Origin of the sequence: Paraburkholderia humisilvae (genome assembly GCF_902859855.1) — a bacterium.
Taxonomy (GTDB): domain Bacteria; phylum Pseudomonadota; class Gammaproteobacteria; order Burkholderiales; family Burkholderiaceae; genus Paraburkholderia; species Paraburkholderia humisilvae.
This window is the reverse complement of record NZ_CADIKH010000023.1, coordinates 99372-117043: the sequence shown is the minus strand read 5'-3', so window position 1 is coordinate 117043 and position 17672 is coordinate 99372. Positions and strand designations below refer to the sequence as shown.

Sequence of the window (17672 nt, the reverse complement as noted above, 5' to 3'; positions counted from 1 at the left end):
TTCCTTCTCGAACCACGCCCGCTCATCCGCCTGTCGCTTGCCGGCCATTTCGCTCGCACACGAAACATAACGTGCACCAGGTTTCGCATCCGACTTGTGGGTAATTGCAAGCGCACGACCTCCGGAAAGACCGGCCATTGTTCTTTTTGAGAGAACACTGTTGAGGCGACCCGGTGATTTATCGGCGCAACCGTACAGACCAGAATTCGAGCATTGCATGAGTGCACGTGACGGGTCTGCATCGACGACCCGTTAGTGCACTCCTTCATTGGGCATCTCGCGGGTGGTTAACCGCCGCGGCCCTTACGTCAACTTGAGCCGTGCAATGGATGACACAATGATTAGTATTCCATACTACTACTTTGTCGAATCTGCACTCAAATCAAATAGATAAGGAGCGTCTATCATGAAATCCAGCGGAAATACCGTGTTCATCACCGGCGGGACATCGGGCATAGGACGCGGACTTGCGGAAGCCTTCCACAAGCGGGGCAACAAGGTCATCATCTCCGGGCGGCGCAAGGCGTTGCTTGATGAGATCGCACAGTTGAATCCCGGCATCGATACCATCCAACTCGATATCGGCGACGCCGCGCAGATTCGCAAGGTCGCCGCGCACCTGGTGGAACGCTATCCGGCCTTGAACGTCCTGATCAACAACGCCGGCATTATGCCGTTCGACGATGCCGGCGGCGCGCTCGACGAGGAACTGGCGATCCGCCTCATCGACACGAACCTGCTTGGCCCTGTACGAATGAGCGCCGCCCTCGTCGGGCATCTGAAACGGCAGCCCGAGTCGTACATCATCAACAACAGCTCGGTGTTGGCCTACGTGCCGCTTGCGGAGACCGCATTGTACTCAGCCAGCAAGGCGGCGATTCACTCGTACACGTTGTCGCAACGCTTCGTGTTGCGCGATACGAGCGTTCGCGTACTCGAGATCACGCCACCCTGGGTAGACACCGATCTCGTTCACAAGAGCGGCGACCCGCGCGCGATGCCACTTGATGCGTTCATCGGCGAAACGATGCAGTTGCTGGAGACCGCGACAACGGAAGTGGTCGTCGGCGCGGCCAGACCCATGCGCGACAACGCGGGGCCGCGCGAACATCCGTTTGTCGAACAGTTCAACCAGTTCGTCATCGACAATCCGTTTCCCGTCGAATAACGGGTGCACGCGCGCGCATGCGTGGCAAGCCGCAACGTGGGCAATCACCGGAGACCTTGCAATGGCTGCAACACTTGAAGAGAAAAACACAGCGCTTGTTCTTGAGGCGCTGGATACGCTGTTTAACAGGAAAAACTATGCGCAGGCGGCGCAATTCTGGTCCGAATCCTATGTACAGCACAGCCGGCATGTTCCTGCTGGACGCGACGGGCTGTTCGGTCTGGTCCGTGCGCTTGCCGACGTGCGTTTCGAGTACGACATGGCGATCGCGCAGGGCGACTTTGTCTGGGTGCACAGCCGATACACCAGCTCAGCCAGTCCCGCCGCGCTGATCGGTGTGGACATCATCCGAATCGAAGACGGCAAGCTCGTCGAGCATTGGGACGTATTGCAGGACGAAGCGACGCGCAGCGAATCCGCCGGCGGCCACCCGATGTTTGGCAGCACCTTTGCGGATGAGCGGTAGCGCTCGCGGTTCGGTTTCTTACATAAGGAATCCGTAATGACCACATTGCTTGAGGAAGCCGTGCGAGCGCATGGCGGAATGGACAGGTGGGCGAGCTTTCGCACTGCTTTGGCGGCACTTGATATCGGCGGCGCGATATGGCGCCTCAAGGGGCAGCCGGATATGTTCCGCGGGATCGAGGTGGCCGCAAGCCTGCGCCGGCAGCACGTCGCGATCACGTCGCGGACAGCCGGCTGGCGAGGCGCGTTCACGCCGAACCTCATTCGCATCGACTCGCATAACGGTCATGTCGCCGAGGAGCGGACGTCACCGCGCGCGTCGTATCAAGGCCACACCCAGCAAACTGAATGGGATCGCCTGCACGCGCTGTACTTTACCGGCTACGCGCTTTGGACATACCTGACCATACCGTTTCTCTACACGTTTCCTGGCTTCGTGATGGAGGAGCTACCCGCGTGGAACGAGAACGGCGAAGTGTGGCGACGTCTGAAGGTGACGTTCCCGGATTTGATTGCGAGCCACAGTCGCGAGCAGATTTCCTACTTCGGTCAAGACGGGCTGCTGCGCCGCCACGACTATACGGTGGATGTCATGGGTGGAGCGACTGGCGCCAACTATGCATCGAACTACCACAACGTGCGGGGTGTCATGGTCCCGATGTCGCGCCGGGTCTTTGCGTACGACGACGCGAGGCGAAAGGTCGACGAGCCGTTACTGGTGTCGATCGACTTTCGCGATATCGATTTCCGCACCGGATAGCCTCCAACGCGTCGCAGCGGCGGGATATAAGTCGGTATGCAACCAAGCCGCGAGTCCCGACGTCGGATAGCGTTCCAAGCACCGAGTTTGATGTTCATTTGCGCCAACCGCTTCTTTTGCATCGGTTGTGTGATTTGCTGTCGAAATTATTACCAGAAGTGCGTGTTGAAAGAAAATTCCCCACCTTGTTCGAACGGTGATCAGCCGGCTCCTTCGCGTTGGCTAATGATCCAGCGTAACGGGCTGCGCTTTACGAGATTTGACGGACGTCTATAGCGCTTCAACTGGCTCGTTCTTGATCACGCACAATTGAGTTTTCCGCCGTTGACACCACGAGTCTACGTACCCATCATCAGTATTCCGACCGAATCCGTCGCGCCTGGTGAGAAAACCCCGGCGGGGTTGAGGCATTCAATTTGAAGACTCATCAAAATCGGTGGCGAGTGACTATGCTCAAAGGAAACTAACTTGACTAAGACTCGCACAACTGTTTCCGTTCTTACGCTCGTATGTGCCCCTGCGCTTGGGGTATTTCCATTCCTTTCCTCTCCGCTTGCCCTAGGGGCAACCATGGAAATTTCGGAAAAGCAAATGATCGTCGACCACGTGACGGTCTCGTCGGACAAGCCCTATGCGCTCGTCAAAGAAGATTTGGAAAGGCGCCTTGGACGGCTTGATGAAAACATTCGGACGCTTCTAAGGGAAAAGAAAACTGATGAGCTCAGAGCGGCGCTGCGCAAAGCTACGGGCAAAGATGGTCTGGCGATTCATTACATCGGCGTACACGGGGACTGGCTGATCCTGAAAGGACAACAGAAAAACGGAATCGTGTACTTCACGGGCGATATCCTGACCGCCATTGAGATGACGAGCGTCAACATGGCCGCGGGACTGTATGCACCCCTTAGGATCATGGTGTATGAAAACGCGCAGGGTGGAACGACCATCGAGTACGACAAGCCATCCTCACAACTGAGCCAGTTTCATAGCGCTGTCATCGACGCGCAGGCTCGTTCGCTCGACGACAGAGTGGCAAAATTGTGCGCATCGGCGCTTCAGTAACCCTATCAGCGTGACAGCTGTCACGGGTCGGATCGGGTCGTTGAAGGCGAAGCGATCGGCATAGGGGACGACCATACGCCGTGCCCCTGCCATACCACCAGGCATGCGGGTCCGCACCGGGCGGTTCGGAAAGTTGAGGTCAGGAGACGGGGCAGACCCAGCAAGCAGCACATTGACCAGCAGCGGTGAGAGCGGGCCGCCTTGCGGTGTACCCTCGCCGCGCTCCTGCACCACGCCATCGCTGATGATCCCGCTGTTCAGATACGCGCAGATCAGCCGGATGACGCCGGCATCGCCAATGCGTTTCTGCACGCGGTCAATGAGGATGTCGTGATTGACCCGATCGAAGAACTTCTCCAGGTCAACATTTCACTCGCTTATGGGGTGGTGCTCAGATTGACACTACGAGTAAAAGAGGAAAAAAAGAAAAAATCCCAAAAAAACAAGCGGCTAGCGTCCTGCGCTGCCGCTTCCTCGATGCTAGAAATTTGGCAAATCAAAGCATCGTGTGAGCAGATTTCGCGCAATTTTTGGCATAGATCTCAAAAAAAAACGCCCCTTTTTCGAGACGACTGTGCGCGGACGGCCCAACCTACTTGATCTACCCCGTACGCATCATCGTTTGCGGCTCGGCTCGGCCTAATCTGCCGGACAACTGCACAACTAACCCAAACCGCGTCTAGCTCAGCAACATCTTGTTGATTCGACACCAGAATTTCTTCAATCAGTGCCGCAATCTGTCCCTCTACCGCCTTCATTTTCGTAACCCCGTTGCTTTCGTTATTGGGGCGTCCAGATTACGAAAGCGCGCAAAAGCGCAAGTTCGAAAAACAAAGGGATTTCCCGGCGCGAGATCAGGCAACCGCCCGCAAAAGCTTATCCAGCTTGGCGTCGTCGATAGTCTGATCTTCTTTGAAGTATTTAAATAACAACGAGATCAACGCGGCTTTTTTCTCAGGATCGGGTTGCAGCTTGTTGCGCTCTAGCCATCGCTCAACGCCCAGTACAACCTCCCGAATCAGCTCGGCATCGTCAAATTCGCCACTCTTGCGCTGCTCCTTAATGTAGGTCGTGGCCTCCTCCAGTAGTTCACCACTCCTCGTCTGGGCAGCTTCAGGGGTTGATTTAGCCGCCAGATAGCGACCGGGAACGTCGTACACCTTGCGCCGGCCACCAAGCCCGGTGCGCTCCTCCCAATACCAGCCCTCGCTCGCCGCGCGCTCGATCACACGAGCCTTCGTGGTGGGTAAGCCAGCCAATCGCATCGAGGCGATCTCCGACGCAGAGTACAGGGCACGTTTGGGCACACTTAAATTCCAGAAGCGTTCCCTTTCGAGGAACAGTTAATCAATATCGCGTCGCCCCGTATGCGCCTTACCCAACAAGGATTCAGGCACTGACATCGGTCGCCACCCGCAAAAACAAAGCGTTCCGCTACGGAACACCCTTGACGGCACACTTTGGAACACTTAGACTCCGTTAAACCTGACCTTCGGGACTAACGCCCGACAAAAAAACCGGTCATTGACCGGAGCAGCGAGGACTAGCAGATGCCTACGGAACAAAGCCGAACGGGCTGGCACAAGGAAGACATCAAAGCTGCCATCCGCAAACGCGGAAAGACAATGAACGATCTTGCTCGCGACTACGGCCTTCCCGTCTCCAACGTGCGGAACGCTTTGGCACGCCCGGTGTTCTCGGGCGAGAAAGCAATCGCAACCTTTCTGGATATTCCCCCGCACGAGCTGTGGCCCGACAGGTGGACTCCCGAAGGGCGGCGCATCCGTCCTCGTTACGCAAATAAGTATAGCGGCTCCAGCACGGTCGGCACGGTTAAACAGCAAGCGTAGTACTTCCGCCACTTTTTAAACAACGAGACAGGCCATGAAAAAAAGAACTGGTGAATCGACTGTGTTGCCTGGACAACTCCGGCTCGATTTCGACGTGTTCGCGATCGAGGCGCCGAAGGGAATCGTTGCCGCTGTCGGCGAAAGCGAACTCGATGCGGGCATCCGTCAAGCGTTCGGAAGCTTGCTGGAGCGAGCGTTCGCCAAAGGTCAGAGCCGCGATCGGCTTGCTGATGCCCTCACCACGTTGCTTGGTCGCCCAGTCGGCAAAGCGCAGCTCGACCAGTGGGCCGCCCCGAGTCAGTCGGATCGCCGCGTCCCAGTCGACGTGTGGATGGCGCTCATGAAGGTCGCCGACGACTACGCGCCGCTCGAATGGATGGCGATCCATGCGCGCAGGCGCGTCCTCACCATCGACGAAGCTGTTTGTGCCGAGTTTGGCGCTATGGCGGTGCTTGAGAGTCATCTAAGGGCAAGAAAGCGTTCGCTTGAGGGGCGCATGGACGGAAAGCTCCTTGAGCAGATCGTAGAGAGGATCCATTCGAGGAACGGGAAATAACTGTGTCGACCGGACCGTATTTTTCTGCCTCGGAACTTGCCTCGCTTCGTATTTCGGGCATCCCTGCATCGAAAGGCAAGATCATTGCGCGCGCAGAGCGCGAAGGCTGGGTATTCGTCGAGGAAACCGGACGCGGCGGCACTCGGCGCAAGTACATGCTGCCGCCCAACCTGCAGGGCGCACTTGCGACGCGCGTCGCACGGGACGCATTGCCTGTGGCGACTGAATCCGCGAAGCCACTGCGCTCGCCACTCCCATTAAATGACCGACAAAAGGTCGCGCAAGCCGCACGCAAGGGAGTTCTCGTTGCGCTCGATCGTCTGATGCAGGTTAGTGGCATCTCGCGCGAAGCAGCAATGATCACGTTGCTGACGCAGGCCAAGCTCGGTCAGCTCGATGCGCAGCTGGAACCCATGCTGCGATCGGCGCGCGATGAACGCGGCCGTAAGGGCGATGGATTCCCAAGCGTCCGGACGCTCAAGCGCTGGCTCGCACAAGAGAAGTCGGGAGATCTCGCGCCGAAGATCGTGCAGGCAGATTACGACGTGCCGGCATGGGCCAAGGTTTTCCTAGCCTTCTACCAGCTACCGCAGAAACCGTCCGTCGAGCTGGCGTATCGCGAGTTCGAAAAAGCGTACCGCATGCGTGCTCACGCGTGGCCATTCCCGACGATCCACCAGGTGCGCCGATTCCTCGGCAAGCTCGGCAAGGTGTCGCGCGAAGTCGGCCGCATGGGTCCGCGCGAGTTGAAGAACATCCGCCCATTCATTCGCCGTACGTTCGACCAGCTGCAGCCGAATGACGTATGGAGCGCAGACGGTCACACATTCGATGCCGAAGTGCAGCATCCGATGCACGGCCGGCCATTCCGGCCCGAGATCACGACGATCATCGATATCGCGACGCGGATGGCAGTCGGTTTCTCTGTCGGTCTGGCCGAATCGAGCCTTGCTGTGCTGGAAGCAATCAGCCACGCGGCGATGAACCGCGGTGCGCCTGCCATTTTCTACGTCGACAACGGGTCTGGCTACGACAATCAGTTGCTTAAGCGCGAGGGCACAGGTCTTAAAGGCTTGCTCGGCTTCGAGGTGACGCATTCCCTGCCGTACAACTCGCAGGCTAAAGGCGTCATCGAGCGTTCGCATCAAACCATCTGGATTCAAGGCGCGAAACTGCTGCCTAGCTTCATCGGTGCGTCGATGGACCGCGAAGCGAAGCTTGCGCAGTTCAAGGTCACCCGTAAGGCGATCAAGCATGGTGGCGCGCTACCGCTGATGAGCTGGGATAGCTTCGTGCAGTTTTGCACGGAACGTGTCGACGAGTACAACAACAAGCCGCACCGATCCTTGCCGCAGATCGCAGATCCAGTCACCGGCAAGCGCCGTCACATGTCCCCGTTGGAAGCGTACGAATCGCATCGCGCGACCGGATGGGAGCCGCTGCAGCTGACCGATACGGAAGCTCAAAACGTGTTCCGCCCGCGTGTCGAGCGCACGGTATCACGCGGCGAAATTGCGCTGTTTAACAACAGATATTTCAGCGGGCTGCTCGAAGAGTTTCACGGCGAGCAGGTCCATGTCGCCTTCGATATCCACGACGCGCAACGCGTGTGGGTGCATCACATGGACGGCCGCTTCATTTGCACCGCCGAGTTCGGCGCAAACGAGCGGCACTACATGCCGATGTCGTTCGTCGAGCAGGCGCGTGAAAAGCGTGCTGATGCACGCCTAAAGCGTCTGGACGTACACCGCGAAGAGATTGAAGCCGAGCGGCGCGGCGCTCCGGCGCTGAGCGTCGAAACACCGGACGTGCTCACGATTCCAGGCTTCGGTCAGATCGCGCGCGCAGCGCTCGACGCCCGTGTCGTCGACGTGCAGGCAGTCGACGTCACACCCGAGCCTCAACCTGCGATTGCTGCGCCGACCGCGACAGTCATTGAAATGCCGCAGACGGAAGACCAGCGATATGCCCGCTGGCAATCGATTGATCAACTCATTTTTAACGGAGGGACGCCTGACGCGGAAGCACTGAAGTTCCACGAACTGTACGCAGGAAGCAAAGAATTCGCGGCGCGTAAGCGCCGCGACGAAGAAGCTGGCGAGCTGCAACTCGCTGGCCATCGGTAACACCTGACAGGAGAAATCATGACACAACTTGAAGCAACCCTCAAACCGGCCGCTGGCGGCATCGCGCAGATCACCAACCTTGGCCTGTGCGATCTCGCGATCGAGCGCGCATTGTCGCGCAGCGCAAACCTGCCCGGACTGGTCTGCTTTTACGGTCCGTCCGGCTATGGCAAGAGCATGGCGGCCAACCATGTGGCCAATTCGCGCCGCGCCCGCTATGTGCAGGCGAAGTCGGTCTGGACAAAGAAGCATTTTCTTAAGGCCGTGCTGTTCGAAATGGGCATCAAGCCCGGCGGCACCATTCCTGAAATGGCCGATCAGGTAGCGGAGGAACTGGCCGTCAGCGGCCGGCCGCTGATCATCGACGAGATGGATCACCTTGTCGATCGCAATGCAGTCGAGCTGGTGCGCGACCTGTACGAGTCTAGCCAGGCCGCAATCCTGATGATCGGCGAAGAGGCGCTGCCGAACAAGCTGAAGCGTTGGGAACGCATGCACGGCCGCGTGCTGGCGTGGGTGCCGGCACAGCCGGTCACGACGGGCGATGCACGGCAGCTCACCAGCCTGTATTGCCCGCGTGTGAAGGTCGCCGACGATTTGCTGATGCGCCTTGTCGAGCTGTCGCATGGTTCTGTTCGCCGCGTTTGCGTGAACCTCGAACGCATTCAGGAGGAAGCGATGCTGGCTGGTAAGGACGTAATGGATCTCGCACTGTGGGGCAAGCGCGAGCTGTACACCGGCGAAGCACCGAAACGTCGCGCGTGAGGTGCAGACCATGATCAAACCTCATTTCACACCAACGTCGAATGACTATCGCTCGGCCGTGCACCTCAACTCGCTTTTGATCGCGGTCTGTGCCGTTGCGATGCTCGTCATGATCGTCGGCATGAGCTTCGCGACGAGTTGGGTGCAGCTGGTCGTCTGGACCGTCGTCGCCGTGCTGGCCGTTCTGGCCATCTGCATGATCGCTTTTATCGTCGGTGCGTGCGGAGGATCTCGCCGTGGCTAGAAAACCCGCACACCTCGAACTGGCGGGCGGTCGCGGACCCCGTCAGCGTATCTGGGAAGTCATCCGCAAGCAGGCGAAGGACTTCACCGGCCCGGGCATCGAAAAGGCAACCTGCATCGATACCGCAACCATCCGCACCTATGTTCAGGTGCTGGAGCGTGGCGGCTTCATCGAGCAGATCAGCGCGCGCACGAAGTTCACCGAGCGGCAGCACTACCGTCTGATCCGCGATGTCGGCGTGGAAGCGCCGCGCCTCGATCGCAAGGGCGACGTGGTGCGCCCGACCGGCAACGAAAACATGTGGCGAACGATGCGCATCATGGGCGACTTCACCGCAGCGGAACTGGCCATCCGTTCGTCGACGGCCGACATCAAGGTTGCAGAACAGACCGCCAAGACGTACCTGCGAGCGCTGGCCGTCGCGGGCTATCTGACCATCGTCGAAGAGGGTCATCCGTTCATTCGCGGCGTAGGTGCGCGGCAGTCCCGATATCGCCTCATGCCGACGAAATACACCGGCCCGCGTCCGCCGATGATCCAGCGCACGAAGTGCATCTACGACCCGAATCTCGCGAAGGTTGTATGGCAGGAGGAGCCTGACCATGACGCCTGATAGCGACTGGCTTCAGATGCTTCGTGACGCGGTGACCGCTTCGTCGCAGACCGCCGTCGCAGAGAGGCTCGACGTTTCCCGCACCACTGTTTCCCTTGTTCTCGCCGGCAAATACCCGGGCAAGACCGATCGAGTCGCCGACCGCGTGATGCGCGTTTTCGGCCAGGTGAAGTGCACGCATACCGGGCAGCCGATATCGCTGACGGTATGCGTGTCCTACGCCAATCGGCGCGCCCCTCTCAACAACCCGCTTGAACTGAGCCATTGGCGCACGTGCCTGACGTGCCCGCTTCGCCCCGTTAAAGGAGTCTCCAAATGATGTCCCTTTCTAACGTCTTCAACCCGCCGATCCCGCCGATCAACCAGCTGATGGAACTCACAGCACTTCGCATTGCGGCGACGATCGGCACGCTGACCGAACGTGGTTTCACCGTCATCGGCATCGAGTTTTCGAATGGCTCGAAGCCCACGATCCAGATCCAGAACTGCGCCGCGTGCGCCGAGCTGATCGAAAAGGGTGAAGCCACGTATTACCGCACCGGCGGTTCCGGCTCGACGCGGTACCGCGTTGGTCAGTTCAAGGTCGGCGAGATCCGCGTGTTGTGGAACGAACAGGGGCATTGACATGATGCTGCGAATGCTCTGTCACGGCAAGGCTGGCAGCGCTCCCTACTTCGTCGAAGTACAGGGTACACCGCTGGATTTGCCGAACATGCCCGCTGGCGCTTTCGCCATTCATAGCAACCCGTTCGCCGGCTCCGTCCATCCACTTGAACCGCTCTTTTGTGTGACGCACGTCGAGACGGGTGCCCGCATGACAGCGGCTGACTCGAACACGTACGCGGTTTGGCTCGCGTGTCGTAAGGCGGAGAAGATCACGCCCGCAATGTATGCCGAAGGGCTGACAGCAATGCGCGCGATCGCCGCTACCGCGACCGAAACACGTGTACCCGATCCCGAACTGTATCCCGAGCATTCGGGCAACCCCGACCACAGCGAAGTGCGCGGCGGTCAAACCTTCCACTAAAGGAGACTCACACATGTCGTCTGTTAAAGCCATTCTGCAATTGATCGTCGACCGGCCTAGCATTACAGCGGCCGAGATCGCCGACGAACTGGACATGCAGGCGAAGAACGTCCAGCCGCTCATCCATCCGTACCTCAATGACGGGCGCGTCAAGAGCGAAAAGAAGCCGGCAGTCGAAGGCGGCGCTTCCGTCAACCATTACTTTGCATCGCAGACCCTGCTTAAGGAAGTGGACGGCGTAAAGCAGATCGTGACCAGACGCAAGCCCGCGCTCGCCCCGGCGACTGTTGGCGACGGACGGTTCTCGTGTGGTTTTTTCACCGATGGCCGTCTGTCGATCGTCAAGGATCGCAAGGCTATCGATCTGTCGCGCGAAGAGACGACGCAGCTACTCGCGTTCATTGACGCGATCAACATTGAGCGCATCGTGGGAGCAGCGTGATGACAATGACCAACGGACCCACGATCGCAAATCCCGACGCCTTTGAATCGGTCGATGATCTGCGCCGTGAATTGCGCCGAGCCAACCTCACGCTGTTGATGCAGGCTCAAAAACTGGCGCAATTCGACGAAGTTGCAGCGCAGATTGTCGGTGCAATGAACCGCGTCCTGATTCTGCACATAAAACAGGATACGAGCGGTATCTCGGCGTTCCTCGAGACCTACCTGTCCGAACGGGATAGTTTGCGCGAGCAGCTCGAAGACAGCATCGAATCATCCTCGCACCGGCAGGTGCATTAATGCCGATGCCGCAACTTTGCTGCCCGAACTGTCGCGCCGTGATGAGCCTCGATGTGGTTCTCGCCGACGACGCTCCGCGTGAAGCGTTGCTGGCGATCATCGAAGCGCACCCGGCCGGCGATTCGTTCATCAAGCCGTTGCTGCGCTACGTCGGATTGTTCGCGCCAGCCAAAACGCAAATGAGCCATACCCGCATGGCTTCGCTACTGAATGAACTGGCTCCCATGATCCGCGCAGCACAGATCGAGCGCAATGGTCGCACGTGGGTTTGTCCGGTCGACTACTGGCGCCAGGGTTTCGAGCACATGCTCGCTCAGCGGGATCAGGGGCGTCTCAATCTGCCCTTGAAGAGCCACGGGTATCTGCTCGAAGTGCTGGCCGGTCTCGCGGACCAGGCCGAATCACGCGCCGAGACGCACACCGAGCGGCAGCGACAAGGGCATGCCGGCCTCGGCACGCCGGAGGCTCGTGCATCACCTGCTACGTCCGTGCCGGCCGTCATCGCCGCAGCAGAATCAGGGGAGCGACAGATCACACCAGGTATCGCCGCGAGCCTCAAGACGCTAAGGCGGATCACCAAAGAAATTAACTCATTTTCTAAGGACGGAAAGCTCCATGACTAAGCAACATATCCCGGCTGGCTTCGTGCAGGACGCGCGCGGCCGTCTCGTGCCGGAATCGATGGTCAAGCCAGTCGACCAGTTGCGCGATCAGACAGTGCAGGCACTCGTCGACCAGGCGAAGCGTTTGCAGGCGCAGCTCGGCGAATTCAAGACGCGTGCATTCTCGGACATTGCGGCCTTTGTTGAGGCAAGCCACGAACAGTACGGCGTGAAGGCCGGTGGCACCAAGGGAAACATCACGCTGATCACTTTCGACGGCCGATTCAAGGTCGTTCGGCAGATTGCCGAACACATCCAGTTCGACGAGCGCCTGCAAGCGGCGAAGGAACTGATCGACGAGTGCATTCGCGAGTGGACGAAAGGCAGCAGCGACGAGATCAAGGCGCTGATCAACGAAGCCTTTCAGGTCGACAAGCAGGGCAACGTGAACACTGGCCGCATCCTCGGTCTACGCCGCCTCGCGATTGAACACCCTAAGTGGACCACGGCCATGCGTGCGATCGTGGACAGCATCCGAATCACCGGCAGCAAGCCATATGTACGTCTCTACGAGCGCGACGACGAGACCGAGGAGTATCGGCCGATCAGCCTCGACCTCGCGGCGATCTGACCATGGCGACGAAGCTAGCACGAAAGCGCGACCTTGCCTGCGTCCGCATCGGCTTTGAGGAATACCTGCTCGACGCCGACAAGGCAATGCAGGCGATCAAGCTGTTTCGGGAGTCAGTCCGGTGTCGACGCCACTTCGCCGGTAGTCACAAATGTCAGTACGTGGTTGGAGAAAAGCCCGAGCTGGAGCTGATGCTTGTCGACGCCGAACAGGTACTGATGCCTCGCGACCTACCTGCAATTGGATCTGATGTCGATTGAAGCGAAACCGCCGCGAGGCGGTCTGCATGGCGTGGTGACCATGTACTGATGAGCAGCCGAGGAATCAATGGACAAGAAGACAGCGTTGAACAAGATACGCAAGTGCCTCGCGCTCGCCAAGTCGAGCGAGCCCCATGAGGCAGCGGCCGCAATGCGGCAGGCACAGAAGCTGATGCGCGAATACGGTTTTGAGCATCCGGATCTTATCGCGGCGGGTGCTGATGAACAGTGGGCGAAGAGCGCCTCGACGAAAACGCCGGTCTGGTACGAAGTCGGGCTGGCAAGCACGTGCGCCCGAGCATACGGTTGCGAGATGGTGTTTAGCCGCCGCCTGAATGAGCGCACGTTTGGCATCAACGGCGGCTATGTGTTCATCGGCATTGCGCCGGCCCCCGAAGTCTGCGCATACACCTTTGAGGTCTTGGGCCGACAATTGCGTCGCGCGCGTCGCCACTATATTGAGACGGAACTCAGGCGCTGCGGGCCGAATAATAAGGTGGCGCGCGCGGATGAGTTCTGTGGTGGCTGGGTAGCAGCAGTCGAGGGGCAGATCCAGCCAACCGAGCAATCAGCAGAACAAGCACGTATCGTGGACGCATACATGCGCGCCCATTATGCAGCGATGGCCACGATGTCACCGAGAAGCCGTGAGGTCAGTCGTTCGGCGTCGTCTGTTCGAGACCGCTCGAATGGAATTGTCGCCGGCAGTGGTGCGCGAGTGCGCCCGGGCGTTGGCAGTGACGAGCCGCCTATGGCTATCGGCCACAGCGGGGGCGCGCGATGACTGACACTCTTATCATTGTCGCCGGCATTGTTTTCCTTGCTGCGTTGTGCCGCAAGGAGTTGCGCCGCGCGTTCAGGGGGCAATGACATGATCGCCCGAACGGTACTAGCGAAAATCCACGTTGCGAAGAAACAGCTAGCGCTTGACGACGACACTTACCGCGCGATGCTGCGCAGCGTCGCGGGTGTCGAGTCAGCGAGGGATCTTGCGCCTGAGGGTGCCGCAAAGCTACTCAAGCACATGGAGCGTTGCGGTTTCCTGCCCACGAAAATACAACAGAGCCGCCCACGCGTGGCCGCGAGCCGTGCTGCGCAGCTAGGCAAGATCGAGGCACTGCTCGCCGATGCCGGCCGGCCGTGGGAATACGTCAGTGGCATGGTCAAGCGTATCTGCAAGGTTGACGCGATCGAATTCTGCGATGGCGAGATGCTCGGCAAATTGATCGCGGCGCTGCAGGTTGACGCGAAACGGCGGGAGAAACGCTGATGGACTTCGCTAACGTCGAGCATCTGCTGCCCGAAGCAATACAGGTGTTGATCCGCCTCATCGGCTTGCCGGCATCGGTACGTCTCGTCGAGCAGCTCGGCGGCACGACGTTTCCGGTTGCACTTCGCAAGTCGCGCTTGGGCGAAATCCGCTACGAGGCGCTTTCCGAAGTTGTCGGGAGTGATGCCGCCGATGCGATCACGATACACTTCGGCGGTGATAGCCTCTATATCCCGCGCTGCGCCACTGCTCTGCGCGAATTGATGCACCGCGAAATCCGTCGCAACTTCGATGTCATGACGCGCGAGCACAGTGCCATTCACACGGTGACTCATCTCGCGGTTCGCTACCGGATGTCCGACCGGCATATATGGCGCATCCTCAAGCGTAGCGACGTGAATGCGCAGTCTCCGCCCGGTCAAGATGTGCTGTTCTAACCCCCAAGATTGTGTGAAAAGCCCCGCTATATGCGGGGCTTGCTATTTGGTTTTTGAGTATCGTTAAAATTGGTGGCCGCATTAACAATGACACTCGACGTGCGGCGCTGATAGCATTCGTTGTTCACACACGGGAACTATATGAAAAAATTTGTAGCAACTGCCCTTTTTGCGCTTGTATGCGCGTGCGCCGCACAAGCGGCAGAGCCAACCATCGGGCAAAAGTTCGCGGCAATATCAGACGGCCATTTCCATACAGCGGACAGTCAGGAAGCTCGGGATGCCACGGAGCTACTTGCTGCCGCCGCGAAAAAATACCGTACGACGCCAGACGTAGTCGCGGGATTGGTCGTGATTGGCTATAACGAGTCGAAGAAGAAGCACTTCGCGTATTCAATGTACGATGTCGCGGAGGCTCTGCCGGTGCTTGATCCGCGCGATAAGTCCACCGAGGATCGAGCGAAACAGCTGATGGTTGAGTACATTGTTGCCCGTGCTGGCGGGCAGAATCATTCTGAGGCTGTCGCCGGCGTGAGAAAGCTGACAGAGGCCACAAACCCCTGACGTTATGCCCCGTCCGACGGGGCCGTCTCTATCCACTGACATTCATCCACTAACCCGCCACACGCGCGCACCCTACAGTCGTGCCATCCACTGGAGATGGCATGAAAAACCAACGCATTTCCGCAGCGGGCAGCGATCTGATCGAAGACTTCGAGGATGATCGCCTCGAAGCGTATCCCGACCCCGCCACTGGCGGTGCCCCCTGGACAATCGGGCGCGGACACACCGGCCCCGAGGTTCGTCCCGGCCTCAAGATCACGCAGGCGCAATCCGATGCGCTGTTCGCGCAGGATCTGCATGCGCGCGGCGAGATCATCATCAATGTGCTCGATCTCGACCTGACGCAAAACCAGTTCGATGCGCTGGTGTCGTTCGTGTTCAACGTTGGCCCGGGCAAGAAAGGCGTTAAAGACGGGTTTATCGAGCTGCGTGAAGGGGGCCCGTCAACGCTGCTTAAAAAGCTGCGTGAGCGTGACTATGCGGGCGCAGCCGATCAGTTCCCGCTCTGGGACAAGGGCGACGGCAAGCCGATGGCAGGCCTCACGCGCCGTCGCGCTGCAGAGCATGCGCTCTTCATGAAGGTCGACTAATGCGTCGCCTTCTCCTCTCCCTCGCCAGTGCGATCGCCGCGTCTGCGATGGTCGCGCGTCATACGCATGTGGGCTACGGTCTGCGCATCGCTTTCGCCCATCCGATCGCGCCGGGCCGTAAGCCGTCCGGTGTTCGCGCTGCACGCCGTGTCGCTGCGAAGCGGCGCAACCGCGCCCGGGGTCACTGATGGCACTGCGCGACCTCATCACGGGCGTCGACGGCAAGCTCTCGCACGCGAAGCTCTGGCCTAACGTTGCCTCGGCGGTCGCCACCGGCATGTTCATCTACCAGGGCGTCAGGGACAAGCTGACGCTCGACGTGTGGATTGTCTATCTCACTAGCGTCGGCGGTTACTCGGCGATCATCCAGGCGCTTGGCGCGTGGCGCGGACGCTCCAACAAGGAAGGCCCCAATGGCAATGATTAGTAAGTACGCGAAGATTATCGCGGGCATCGTCATTGCCGTGCTGCTTGCCTTCGCGTTCGCGAAGACCTACGAGCACGGCTACAGCGTCGCACAGTCGATCGGCGACAAGAATCTCTCCGACTACAAGGCATCGATCCAGCAGGCGTCCGCGTCGGCAGCAAGCGATGCATTCGGCAAGTATGCCGCCGACGTGACACGTGGGCAGGCTGCCGAATCCGGTTTTCTCAACGTCCAGAGCGCCGCTATCACTGAATCAGTGGCGTTAAAGGAGCATATCGATGATGTCACTCAGCCGCACGTCGCAGCGCCCCAGCGCGCCGTCAATGTCCAGTCTGCCCCGACTATTACCCCTGTGTATAGCTGCGTGTTTTCTCTCGGCTTTGTCCGCTTGTGGAACGCAGCCGCCGGCATTGCCGACGATAGTGACCGAGCCTTGCAAGGTGGCACCGGTCCCGGCACTGCTGCTGACGGACCCGACGCCGATGCCACCACTGACAGCGGGGTATCACAAGCGGACATCCTCGACTGGTTCGTTGACTACGCCAACCGCGCCCACGGCACCGAAGACAAACTGAAGGGCGTGCGAGCCGCGCTGCCCGCGCAACCGTAAGGGCAAAGCATGGATGTCGATGATAAGGCAACCGAACTGGAAGAAAGATTTCGTGCCGAGGCAATAGCTGCTGCTACACAGCCGATTCCCGCGCAGTGCGCCGTGTCTGAGTCGCACTGTCAGAACAAGACATGTGGAGAGGAAATTCCACAGGCGCGCCGCGACGCAGTACCCGGTTGCCGATTCTGTATCGAATGTCAGGAGCAACTGGAAAAGAGACTTAAGGGAATGGGCTATGCAATTCACGCTTGACGGAACCACGATCATCACCGGCGTCGTTTGTGCGCTGTGGGCGATAGCGTTCTCGGCGTGTGGCATCTGGGTCGCTCGCGTCCAGGGCGATGCCCGTGACGATCGAAAGGCTGTTGCGCAGCTCAGAGAGGATTTCGCCGCCTTCCGCGAGGCCGTGGCAAAAGAGTATGCGAGCCGCGACGAAGTGAAGGATGAACGCGAAGAAACGCGCCAGCTGTTCACGCGGATCGACGCACGTATCAACGAGCTGAAAGACTATCTCATAAAGGCTGACAAGGCATGACCGACACTACCGAGAAGGCAGGAACTGGCCAGGGGCTCACGCAACTATCCGCTTCGACCTCGGGCGACACCGGGGCGGGCACCAACGCATCGACGCAAACGCCGGCAGGCAGCGCAGCAGCGGCAACCGGAGCAGACGCACAATCTACTGCCGCTGCGCAACCGGCTGCGACTACGGACAGCGAATCGCTTGCTCTGCTGCGCAAGATCGACGCGAACGTGGGTGTCCTTACGACGCGCATGGAAAACGTCGAGAAGGTTGCAGCGCGCAGCGGCGCAGTGGCCGGCGCGGTCGCCGGTGGCCTGACGGGCGGTATCGTCGGGGCAGGCATCGCGTTCGCACGCGCAAAGCTCGGCTGGTAAGGAACCC

The 17672-nt window shown here is 59.3% G+C and carries 30 protein-coding genes, 1 other RNA gene and 1 pseudogene; 29 read left to right on the top strand and 3 right to left on the bottom strand.

What is annotated here, in order from left to right:
- On the bottom strand, positions 1–219 hold a 219-nt coding region (locus HV796_RS43435; RefSeq protein ID WP_217477989.1), incomplete at its 3' end, for a hypothetical protein.
- 187 nt (positions 220–406) lie between these two features.
- Here HV796_RS43435 and HV796_RS23675 point away from each other — a divergent pair.
- From HV796_RS23675 to HV796_RS23660, 4 genes are all read left to right on the top strand, one after another.
- Positions 407–1168: an SDR family oxidoreductase gene (locus tag HV796_RS23675; protein ID WP_175228939.1), complete on the top strand. Its 762-nt coding sequence runs from the start codon at positions 407–409 to the stop codon at positions 1166–1168.
- Between the two features lie 61 nt (positions 1169–1229).
- Positions 1230–1634, top strand: a complete 405-nt coding sequence (locus HV796_RS23670) for a nuclear transport factor 2 family protein (RefSeq protein ID WP_175228938.1) — start codon at positions 1230–1232, stop codon at positions 1632–1634.
- 36 nt (positions 1635–1670) lie between these two features.
- Positions 1671–2393 carry a hypothetical protein gene (locus tag HV796_RS23665; protein ID WP_175228937.1) on the top strand — a complete coding sequence of 241 codons (723 nt, stop codon included), beginning with the start codon at positions 1671–1673 and terminating at the stop codon, positions 2391–2393.
- Between the two features lie 570 nt (positions 2394–2963).
- Positions 2964–3455 (top strand): DUF302 domain-containing protein, encoded by a 492-nt coding sequence (locus tag HV796_RS23660; protein ID WP_175228936.1) that lies wholly within the window; start codon positions 2964–2966, stop codon positions 3453–3455.
- A 162-nt stretch (positions 3456–3617) separates the two neighbouring features.
- Here HV796_RS23660 and HV796_RS23655 read toward each other — a convergent pair.
- Positions 3618–3824: pseudogene (locus tag HV796_RS23655) on the bottom strand (reverse transcriptase domain-containing protein); the annotation flags it as partial.
- Between the two features lie 485 nt (positions 3825–4309).
- Complete coding sequence (locus tag HV796_RS23650; protein ID WP_175228935.1) at positions 4310–4762, bottom strand: hypothetical protein; 453 nt, start codon at positions 4760–4762, stop codon at positions 4310–4312.
- A 243-nt stretch (positions 4763–5005) separates the two neighbouring features.
- On the opposite strand from HV796_RS23650, the gene HV796_RS23645 reads away from it, so the two are divergent.
- The 25 genes from HV796_RS23645 (at position 5006) to HV796_RS23525 (ending at position 17665) form a co-directional block, all read left to right on the top strand.
- Positions 5006–5305, top strand: coding sequence for a helix-turn-helix domain-containing protein (locus tag HV796_RS23645; RefSeq protein ID WP_175228934.1), 300 nt, complete (start codon positions 5006–5008; stop codon positions 5303–5305).
- Between the two features lie 34 nt (positions 5306–5339).
- Positions 5340–5861, top strand: a complete 522-nt coding sequence (locus HV796_RS23640; RefSeq protein ID WP_175228933.1) for a hypothetical protein — start codon at positions 5340–5342, stop codon at positions 5859–5861.
- A gap of 2 nt (positions 5862–5863) precedes the next feature.
- Positions 5864–7987, top strand: a complete 2124-nt coding sequence (locus tag HV796_RS23635) for a Mu transposase C-terminal domain-containing protein (RefSeq protein WP_175228932.1) — start codon at positions 5864–5866, stop codon at positions 7985–7987.
- Positions 7988–8005: 18 nt separating this feature from the next.
- Positions 8006–8752 carry an AAA family ATPase gene (locus HV796_RS23630; protein WP_175228931.1) on the top strand — a complete coding sequence of 249 codons (747 nt, stop codon included), beginning with the start codon at positions 8006–8008 and terminating at the stop codon, positions 8750–8752.
- Between the two features lies 1 nt (position 8753).
- Positions 8754–8996, top strand: a complete 243-nt coding sequence (locus HV796_RS23625) for a hypothetical protein (RefSeq protein ID WP_175228930.1) — start codon at positions 8754–8756, stop codon at positions 8994–8996.
- Positions 8989–9609 carry a hypothetical protein gene (locus HV796_RS23620; RefSeq protein ID WP_175228929.1) on the top strand — a complete coding sequence of 207 codons (621 nt, stop codon included), beginning with the start codon at positions 8989–8991 and terminating at the stop codon, positions 9607–9609. Before HV796_RS23625 ends, HV796_RS23620 begins: the two co-directional genes overlap by 8 nt.
- Positions 9599–9928, top strand: a complete 330-nt coding sequence (locus tag HV796_RS23615; RefSeq protein WP_175228928.1) for a helix-turn-helix domain-containing protein — start codon at positions 9599–9601, stop codon at positions 9926–9928. The genes HV796_RS23620 and HV796_RS23615 overlap by 11 nt, the downstream gene beginning before the upstream one ends.
- On the top strand, positions 9925–10233 hold the full coding sequence (locus tag HV796_RS23610) for a hypothetical protein (RefSeq protein ID WP_175228927.1): 309 nt from the start codon (positions 9925–9927) through the stop codon (positions 10231–10233). The genes HV796_RS23615 and HV796_RS23610 overlap by 4 nt, the downstream gene beginning before the upstream one ends.
- Before the next feature lies 1 nt (position 10234).
- Positions 10235–10636 (top strand): hypothetical protein, encoded by a 402-nt coding sequence (locus tag HV796_RS23605; protein ID WP_175228926.1) that lies wholly within the window; start codon positions 10235–10237, stop codon positions 10634–10636.
- 13 nt (positions 10637–10649) lie between these two features.
- Positions 10650–11078, top strand: a complete 429-nt coding sequence (locus tag HV796_RS23600) for a hypothetical protein (protein ID WP_175228925.1) — start codon at positions 10650–10652, stop codon at positions 11076–11078.
- The gene (locus HV796_RS23595; RefSeq protein WP_175228924.1) at positions 11078–11377 is read left to right on the top strand and encodes a hypothetical protein; all 300 of its coding nucleotides are present in this window, start codon (positions 11078–11080) and stop codon (positions 11375–11377) included. Before HV796_RS23600 ends, HV796_RS23595 begins: the two co-directional genes overlap by 1 nt.
- A complete protein-coding gene (locus HV796_RS23590) occupies positions 11377–12000 on the top strand; it encodes a hypothetical protein (RefSeq protein WP_217477988.1) in 624 nt (207 codons plus the stop codon). The genes HV796_RS23595 and HV796_RS23590 overlap by 1 nt, the downstream gene beginning before the upstream one ends.
- Positions 11993–12610 (top strand): DUF3164 family protein, encoded by a 618-nt coding sequence (locus tag HV796_RS23585; protein ID WP_175228922.1) that lies wholly within the window; start codon positions 11993–11995, stop codon positions 12608–12610. The genes HV796_RS23590 and HV796_RS23585 overlap by 8 nt, the downstream gene beginning before the upstream one ends.
- A 2-nt stretch (positions 12611–12612) precedes the next feature.
- Entirely contained in the window at positions 12613–12870 is a 258-nt protein-coding gene (locus tag HV796_RS23580; RefSeq protein ID WP_175228921.1) for a hypothetical protein, read from the top strand.
- An RNA gene (locus HV796_RS23575) (hammerhead ribozyme type II) lies at positions 12870–12932 on the top strand. Before HV796_RS23580 ends, HV796_RS23575 begins: the two co-directional genes overlap by 1 nt.
- A 5-nt stretch (positions 12933–12937) precedes the next feature.
- Positions 12938–13654 (top strand): DUF2786 domain-containing protein, encoded by a 717-nt coding sequence (locus HV796_RS23570; protein ID WP_175228920.1) that lies wholly within the window; start codon positions 12938–12940, stop codon positions 13652–13654.
- Between the two features lie 87 nt (positions 13655–13741).
- Positions 13742–14140, top strand: a complete 399-nt coding sequence (locus HV796_RS23565) for a gp16 family protein (RefSeq protein WP_175228919.1) — start codon at positions 13742–13744, stop codon at positions 14138–14140.
- Positions 14141–14184: 44 nt separating this feature from the next.
- Positions 14185–14577: a Mor transcription activator family protein gene (locus HV796_RS23560; protein ID WP_246356004.1), complete on the top strand. Its 393-nt coding sequence runs from the start codon at positions 14185–14187 to the stop codon at positions 14575–14577.
- Positions 14578–14718: 141 nt separating this feature from the next.
- The gene (locus HV796_RS23555) at positions 14719–15141 is read left to right on the top strand and encodes a hypothetical protein (RefSeq protein WP_175228917.1); all 423 of its coding nucleotides are present in this window, start codon (positions 14719–14721) and stop codon (positions 15139–15141) included.
- 101 nt (positions 15142–15242) lie between these two features.
- On the top strand, positions 15243–15731 hold the full coding sequence (locus HV796_RS23550) for a lysozyme (RefSeq protein ID WP_175228916.1): 489 nt from the start codon (positions 15243–15245) through the stop codon (positions 15729–15731).
- A 187-nt stretch (positions 15732–15918) separates the two neighbouring features.
- Entirely contained in the window at positions 15919–16158 is a 240-nt protein-coding gene (locus HV796_RS23545; RefSeq protein ID WP_175228915.1) for a hypothetical protein, read from the top strand.
- Positions 16145–16768: a hypothetical protein gene (locus HV796_RS23540; protein ID WP_175228914.1), complete on the top strand. Its 624-nt coding sequence runs from the start codon at positions 16145–16147 to the stop codon at positions 16766–16768. Before HV796_RS23545 ends, HV796_RS23540 begins: the two co-directional genes overlap by 14 nt.
- Positions 16769–16777: 9 nt before the next feature.
- A complete protein-coding gene (locus tag HV796_RS45860; protein ID WP_175228913.1) occupies positions 16778–17020 on the top strand; it encodes a TraR/DksA C4-type zinc finger protein in 243 nt (80 codons plus the stop codon).
- Positions 16902–17303, top strand: a complete 402-nt coding sequence (locus HV796_RS23530) for a hypothetical protein (RefSeq protein ID WP_175228828.1) — start codon at positions 16902–16904, stop codon at positions 17301–17303. The genes HV796_RS45860 and HV796_RS23530 overlap by 119 nt, the downstream gene beginning before the upstream one ends.
- The gene (locus HV796_RS23525; RefSeq protein ID WP_175228827.1) at positions 17300–17665 is read left to right on the top strand and encodes a hypothetical protein; all 366 of its coding nucleotides are present in this window, start codon (positions 17300–17302) and stop codon (positions 17663–17665) included. Before HV796_RS23530 ends, HV796_RS23525 begins: the two co-directional genes overlap by 4 nt.
- Positions 17666–17672 lie beyond the last annotated feature (7 nt).

What these genes read in the sequence shown, in the direction of transcription:
- HV796_RS23665 (WP_175228937.1), top strand. Translation starts at nt 1,671, where the DNA reads ATGACCACATTGCTTGAGGAAGCCGTGCGAGCGCATGGCGGAATGGAC.
- HV796_RS23630 (WP_175228931.1), top strand. Translation starts at nt 8,006, where the DNA reads ATGACACAACTTGAAGCAACCCTCAAACCGGCCGCTGGCGGCATCGCG.
- HV796_RS23600 (WP_175228925.1), top strand. Translation starts at nt 10,650, where the DNA reads ATGTCGTCTGTTAAAGCCATTCTGCAATTGATCGTCGACCGGCCTAGC.
- HV796_RS23565 (WP_175228919.1), top strand. Translation starts at nt 13,742, where the DNA reads ATGATCGCCCGAACGGTACTAGCGAAAATCCACGTTGCGAAGAAACAG.
- HV796_RS23675 (WP_175228939.1), top strand. Translation starts at nt 407, where the DNA reads ATGAAATCCAGCGGAAATACCGTGTTCATCACCGGCGGGACATCGGGC.
- HV796_RS23550 (WP_175228916.1), top strand. Translation starts at nt 15,243, where the DNA reads ATGAAAAACCAACGCATTTCCGCAGCGGGCAGCGATCTGATCGAAGAC.
- HV796_RS23605 (WP_175228926.1), top strand. Translation starts at nt 10,235, where the DNA reads ATGATGCTGCGAATGCTCTGTCACGGCAAGGCTGGCAGCGCTCCCTAC.
- HV796_RS45860 (WP_175228913.1), top strand. Translation starts at nt 16,778, where the DNA reads ATGGATGTCGATGATAAGGCAACCGAACTGGAAGAAAGATTTCGTGCC.
- HV796_RS23595 (WP_175228924.1), top strand. Translation starts at nt 11,078, where the DNA reads ATGACAATGACCAACGGACCCACGATCGCAAATCCCGACGCCTTTGAA.
- HV796_RS23555 (WP_175228917.1), top strand. Translation starts at nt 14,719, where the DNA reads ATGAAAAAATTTGTAGCAACTGCCCTTTTTGCGCTTGTATGCGCGTGC.
- HV796_RS23615 (WP_175228928.1), top strand. Translation starts at nt 9,599, where the DNA reads ATGACGCCTGATAGCGACTGGCTTCAGATGCTTCGTGACGCGGTGACC.
- HV796_RS23580 (WP_175228921.1), top strand. Translation starts at nt 12,613, where the DNA reads ATGGCGACGAAGCTAGCACGAAAGCGCGACCTTGCCTGCGTCCGCATC.
- HV796_RS23585 (WP_175228922.1), top strand. Translation starts at nt 11,993, where the DNA reads ATGACTAAGCAACATATCCCGGCTGGCTTCGTGCAGGACGCGCGCGGC.
- HV796_RS23640 (WP_175228933.1), top strand. Translation starts at nt 5,340, where the DNA reads ATGAAAAAAAGAACTGGTGAATCGACTGTGTTGCCTGGACAACTCCGG.
- HV796_RS23610 (WP_175228927.1), top strand. Translation starts at nt 9,925, where the DNA reads ATGATGTCCCTTTCTAACGTCTTCAACCCGCCGATCCCGCCGATCAAC.
- HV796_RS23645 (WP_175228934.1), top strand. Translation starts at nt 5,006, where the DNA reads ATGCCTACGGAACAAAGCCGAACGGGCTGGCACAAGGAAGACATCAAA.
- HV796_RS23660 (WP_175228936.1), top strand. Translation starts at nt 2,964, where the DNA reads ATGGAAATTTCGGAAAAGCAAATGATCGTCGACCACGTGACGGTCTCG.
- HV796_RS23545 (WP_175228915.1), top strand. Translation starts at nt 15,919, where the DNA reads ATGGCACTGCGCGACCTCATCACGGGCGTCGACGGCAAGCTCTCGCAC.
- HV796_RS23540 (WP_175228914.1), top strand. Translation starts at nt 16,145, where the DNA reads ATGGCAATGATTAGTAAGTACGCGAAGATTATCGCGGGCATCGTCATT.
- HV796_RS23570 (WP_175228920.1), top strand. Translation starts at nt 12,938, where the DNA reads ATGGACAAGAAGACAGCGTTGAACAAGATACGCAAGTGCCTCGCGCTC.
- HV796_RS23670 (WP_175228938.1), top strand. Translation starts at nt 1,230, where the DNA reads ATGGCTGCAACACTTGAAGAGAAAAACACAGCGCTTGTTCTTGAGGCG.
- HV796_RS23525 (WP_175228827.1), top strand. Translation starts at nt 17,300, where the DNA reads ATGACCGACACTACCGAGAAGGCAGGAACTGGCCAGGGGCTCACGCAA.
- HV796_RS23590 (WP_217477988.1), top strand. Translation starts at nt 11,377, where the DNA reads ATGCCGATGCCGCAACTTTGCTGCCCGAACTGTCGCGCCGTGATGAGC.